General features: G+C 68.3%; 5 protein-coding genes. 2 read left to right on the forward strand and 3 right to left on the reverse strand.

Annotated features, from left to right (window positions below; translation table 11 throughout):
- The coding region (locus VIB55_RS02340) for a hypothetical protein (protein ID WP_331875054.1) at positions 1-518 on the forward strand (518 nt) is incomplete at its 5' end.
- A gap of 185 nt (positions 519-703) precedes the next feature.
- On the opposite strand, the gene VIB55_RS02345 is transcribed toward VIB55_RS02340, so the two are convergent.
- The 3 genes from VIB55_RS02345 to VIB55_RS02355 all read right to left on the reverse strand — a co-directional run bounded on the left by VIB55_RS02345 (position 704) and on the right by VIB55_RS02355 (position 3,102).
- The gene (locus tag VIB55_RS02345; protein ID WP_331875055.1) at positions 704-1,408 is read right to left on the reverse strand and encodes a TIM barrel protein; all 705 of its coding nucleotides are present in this window, start codon (positions 1,406-1,408) and stop codon (positions 704-706) included.
- Entirely contained in the window at positions 1,408-2,484 is a 1,077-nt protein-coding gene (locus VIB55_RS02350; protein ID WP_331875056.1) for a nucleotidyltransferase domain-containing protein, read from the reverse strand. The genes VIB55_RS02345 and VIB55_RS02350 overlap by 1 nt, the downstream gene beginning before the upstream one ends.
- A gap of 84 nt (positions 2,485-2,568) precedes the next feature.
- Positions 2,569-3,102, reverse strand: coding sequence for a DinB family protein (locus VIB55_RS02355; protein WP_331875057.1), 534 nt, complete (start codon positions 3,100-3,102; stop codon positions 2,569-2,571).
- A 172-nt stretch (positions 3,103-3,274) separates the two neighbouring features.
- Here VIB55_RS02355 and VIB55_RS02360 point away from each other — a divergent pair, with 172 nt between their 5' ends.
- On the forward strand, positions 3,275-4,930 hold the full coding sequence (locus VIB55_RS02360) for an FAD-dependent oxidoreductase (RefSeq protein WP_331875058.1): 1,656 nt from the start codon (positions 3,275-3,277) through the stop codon (positions 4,928-4,930).
- Positions 4,931-4,981 lie beyond the last annotated feature (51 nt).

The following is a 4,981-nucleotide window of genomic DNA, read 5'->3' on the forward strand; positions in this document are numbered from 1 at the left end:
GGGGCTGGTCTTGGACGGGCCAGTGGGACCTGGGATACCAGGTCCGCTCGCCCGACGGCCGCCTGCTGATCATGATGAACGATCCGCGCGATTTCGGGCCCGCGGCGGTGGTCAGGATCGGCAGGGACGCCCGCGAGGGCCGCGCGCCCGGCTACGATTCATACATCCCCTGCGCCGACCTGGACGGCGCAGTGATGATCATGCAGGTGGAGGCGCAGGGTGAGGGCGGCGAGCTGGCCGTGCGGATGAACCAGGCGGGCGCCGCGGCCGTGCAGTCCACCGCGGAGCGCCTGGATTCCGCGCTGCGCCAGGCCGGGCTGACGGCGGAAGAGTGGGACCGGGTGGTGACGATGATCTGGGAAGCGGCGACCGACGAAATGTTCGCGACGAACCCGGCGGGGCTGGACGCCGTCGCGGGATCGAAAGCCGCCGGCGACCGCCGCCGCGCGAATGTAGCCTGGTACATGCGCAACCAGGCGGTCATCGACCCCGCCGTGCAGGCGACGACCGCGAACTAGGCGATCTCTGCGCATTCGTCGAAGAACCAGAACTGCATTTCACGCAGAGGCCGCAGAGGGAACCGAGAGGACGCAGAGGAACGACGATCGGGCGGAACCGGAGATGAAGAACGGGTGGAGGTCGGGAGACGAAATCTCCGCGGCCTCCGCCCTTGTTTTTTCGCCCAGCGTGCAGGCCGAAGAGGTCACGCGTAGGCGGGTGCGCGGCCCATCGCGCGCAAGCAAATCTCGAGTTCCGCGCCGATCTCGAACGACTGGACGGGCGATTCGATGATCACGGGAACATGCGGCGGGATGAGCCGCGCAACGCGTTCGAAGTCGTCGGCAGCCGCCTCGCTCAGGCGCACGTGCCGGCTTTGCTCATTCAGCTCGCTCAGGTGAACCTGTGTGATGCGGTCGCCGAAGGCCTGCAACATCCGAACGGTCTCGCGCATCGAGGGGTCACACTGGCGTGCGTGGGCCAGGTCCAGGCAGAACGACGCCGCGGGCAGGTGCTTGAACACGGCGTGCATCTCCGCCGCCGTGCGCCCGATCGGCTTCCGGCGGTCCATGTTCTCCACGCAAAGCGTACTTCCGAACTCCGCCCACACCCCGGCGTCGTGCAGCGTGTCGGGGTGAACCACCACCTGCCACCCGCGTTGGGCGATGGGGCGAAGCGCCCGTGCGACCTCGCGCTCCTTGGCCCGCGGGAACGCGCTGGGCGCATGAACGGAGATGTAGTGGTACCCGTCGAGGGGCAGCGCGGGAAGGCCGGCGACCAGGGGGCCGAGTTCGTGAATGCGCAGTGCCGAGAGCTCGATGGCGTCCGTCTGATGCCCAAACAGCAGGCCAAGCGCGGCGCGGGCATCGGACAGCGCGATGCATCCGGTAGAGAAGCCGATGCAGTCCATCAGAACACCCCGTAGCGGATGGTGAACTCCCGTAGCGGCACTTCGAAGAAAAGCCGCGTCAGCGCATCGTGGAACCGGGTTCCCAACTGGCGAGCTTCCTGGTACACCGCATTGGAATCTGCCTCCTCGGGGCGCAGCCGCTTCAACGTTTCGCGCTTTCCCGCGTCGTTCATCACGCCCAGGAACTCGTCGTACGTATCGAAGATGGCTCGCCCCGCGACCGAAGTTTCCCCGAAGGAATCTAGCACGACTTGCGCCACGATGTCCAGCGGCGTCGCTCCCACGAGCTGGGCAAGATACTGCGTCACCTGCCGCGCGTCGTGATAGGGGCTGGTGCGGCGTGCTCCGGGGAACTGTTCGCCACACAGATAGCAGCTCAGCAGCCCCGCACTGTACAGCAGCTTTCGCGACAGGCGCAGCTTCGTGGTGCGGAGCGCCCACTTGTCGGCCTGGCGCACGCGGCGCTTGTGGGCGAAGTCCACGGCCATGGTTCGCCAGTACCGCGCAAAGTCGTTCAGGAGGAACCGTGGAACGCGGAACGGGGTGTCGTTGGGGCTCAGCAGGTCTTCTTCGATATACCGCGTGAGAATGCTCTCCACCACGTGCTCGTACGCTCGGGCGGGCCCGATGCACGCCGACTCCAGCAGAAGGAGCAGGCGTTGCGTGGTGTTCTGGTTCGTGTCGTCGTCGCCCCCGATCTTGTGGATCAGGTCGTGGCTGAAGGTGAGGCTTCCGAAAGCACCACCGGCGGTCGGAGGATTGATGCCGAGCGAGCCGAGCTTTGCCCGGATCCGCTGCGTGGTGTCCCAGTGCTCCGGATTGGCGGCGCCGTCCACCAGGAGGGTCCAATCCACGTCGCTTCCCGCCGTGAACTCGTTGCGCGCGAGCGAGCCGAACACGACCAGCGTCGTATCCTGCGGGACGGCGGCGGTCAGGTGGACCCTCAAGGCCTTGAGCTTGGCCGCCGAGCGCTCGCGTGAAGCGGTGATGTTCGGCCACTCGGCGCCGCACGCGTCCCGCAGCTGGAGCACGGGGGCGGGGGGATCGACGGCAAGGCTCCGGTCGTTCAGTTTCATCCGCCCAATGTAGCGGCGGATGCTGGAACGTGGACAGAGTGTCGATCGCCCCCGCGAGATCGGCGGTTTTCGCTCGCTACGCTGTTACTGTGACCAGGGCGGCACCACGCCGTTCATCCGCGCGTAGGCGATGGACTGGCCCAGGTGCTCGTTCATGTGCGCCAGCAGCTGCAGCAGCACCGACCACTGCGGCACGTCGCGCCCGTACAGCTTGGTGGTCGCCGCCAGCTGCCCGTCGCTGATCCCGCGCACCACCTGCCGCACGTGCTCGTGCGAGCTGCGCAGCAGGTCCAGCACCTCGGCCTTGCGGGCCCGATTTTCCACGCTGTCGGCATCCAGTCCTTGGGGCGCGGCCACGCCCATCGAAGACGCGGGATAGTAGTAGTTATAGTGGCCCACGTGCGCGTAGACGCGGGCGACCGGCATCACTCCCTCGCCCGGGCTCCACGCGTAGCGGTCCTCCGGCATGGCCTCCGCGAGTTCGATGAACTTGATCATCGAGTTGTTGAACTGGCGAAGGAACTCGTCGCGAAAGTTCGGCGGCGCGGCCTGCGCGCGGGCGTCCGCCGCGGTCAGGGCGACAAACAGCAGGGGCAGCAGCAGGCGGATCGGTCGCATGGGCCGGCGGGGTGCGGGTGGATGTGGGCCTGGAGTTCCTCTCACTGACTCCGGTGCTGCCGGAAAGGTTGCGCTCCCGGTGCCCGCGGCGCCAGCCCCGTTGTACAGCGCCGCGGGGACGATGTATTCTCATCGGCGTCAGCCTTCGGTCCATCCCGTTCGGTGCAGCGCCATGATTACCGACCACGACATCGCCTTTCCCACGCTCACCGCGGCGCAGATCCACGCGCTGCGGCCCCGCGGAACGCTGCGGCACGTCGGCGCGGGCGAAACGCTGTGGGAAGAGGGCCAGCGCGGGATGCCGTTCTTCGTGGTGCTCGAAGGCGAGATGGAGATCGTGGACCCCTCGGGCGACGAGGTGCGCCGGATCACCGTTCACCGCGCCGGCGAGTTCAGCGGCGACGTCGACATGCTTTCCGGCCGCACCAGCCTGGTGCGCGCGCAGATGCTGGGGCCGGGCCAGGTGCTGGAGCTGGATTCCGAAGCGCTGCGCCGGGTGATCCGCGAAATCCCGGACATCAGCGAGGTGCTGCTTCGCGCCTTCCTGATGCGCCGGCAGCTGCTGCTGAGCGACGGCTACCGGGGGATGCAGATCATCGGCTCGCGCTTCTCCCCCCAGGCGCACGCCATCCGCGAGTTCTGCAGCCGCAACAACATCCCGTTCACCTGGGTGGACGTGGAGCAGGACCCGCTCGCCGAGGAGCTGCTCTGCCGATTTCACGTGCTTCCGGAGCAGACGCCCATCGTCGTCGGACGCGGCGGCGAGCTGCTCGCCAACCCCAGCATTCCCGAGCTGGCGCACTACATGGGGCTGGAGGCGCACGTTGCCGAGGGCGAGGTGTTCGACCTGGTGGTGGTCGGTGCCGGGCCCGCCGGGCTGGCGGCCGCCGTGTACGCCGCCTCGGAGGGGCTGCGCGTGCTGACGGTGGAGGGCGAGGGCGTGGGCGGGCAGGCCGGCACCAGCTCGCGCATCGAGAACTACCTGGGCTTTCCCGCGGGCATCTCCGGCCCCGAGCTGGCGCGCAACGCGCTGCTGCAGGCGCAGAAGTTCGGCGCACGCATCTCCGTTCCGCAATCGGCCGTGCGGCTGGGGACGCAGGGCGGCTTGCGCGTGGTGACGCTGGATGACGGCTCGCGGCTCGTCACCCGCTGCGTGCTGGTGGCCAGCGGCGCCGAGTACCGCACGCTGGGCATCCCCAACCTGCGCCAGCTGGAGGGCGCGGGCGTGTACTACGCCGCTACGGAGATGGAGGCGCGGCTGTGCGGGGGCGAAGAAGTGGTCATTGTGGGCGGGGGCAACTCCGCGGGGCAGGCGGCCATGTACCTGTCGCGGCACGCCGCCCGGGTGAACGTGGTGATCCGGGGCGACGACCTGGGCAAGGGCATGTCGCGCTACCTGGTAGATCGGGTGGAGCGCACGCCCAACATCACCGTCCACCAGGCCTGCCAGGTTTCCGCGGTGGAGGGCGACGGCGCGCTGCGCGAGGTTCGCCTGCGCTACGCCGGAGTGGATGAGGAGAGGGTGATCCCCACCCGCGCGCTGTTTCTGTTCATCGGCGCGCAGCCGCGCACGGCGTGGCTGAGCGGGTGCGTGGAGCTGGACCGCAATGGCTTCGTGCTCACCGGCGAGGAGACGAAGCGCGACGGCCTGTCCGTGGAGGCGTGGAAGGAAGCTGCACGCGCGCCATACTTCCTGGAGACCAGCCTGCCCGGCGTGTTCGCCGCGGGAGACGTGCGTGCCGGGTCGGTCAAGCGCGTGGCCTCGGCCGTGGGCGAGGGCTCCATGGCCATCAGCTTCGTGCACGCCCACATCGGCGCGGCTGTCTAGCTTTTCGACATTTCAGCGAGGGAGAACCTGATGGATACGTGCACGCACCTT

This window comes from Longimicrobium sp. (assembly GCF_036554565.1).
In the GTDB taxonomy this organism is placed as follows: domain Bacteria; phylum Gemmatimonadota; class Gemmatimonadetes; order Longimicrobiales; family Longimicrobiaceae; genus Longimicrobium.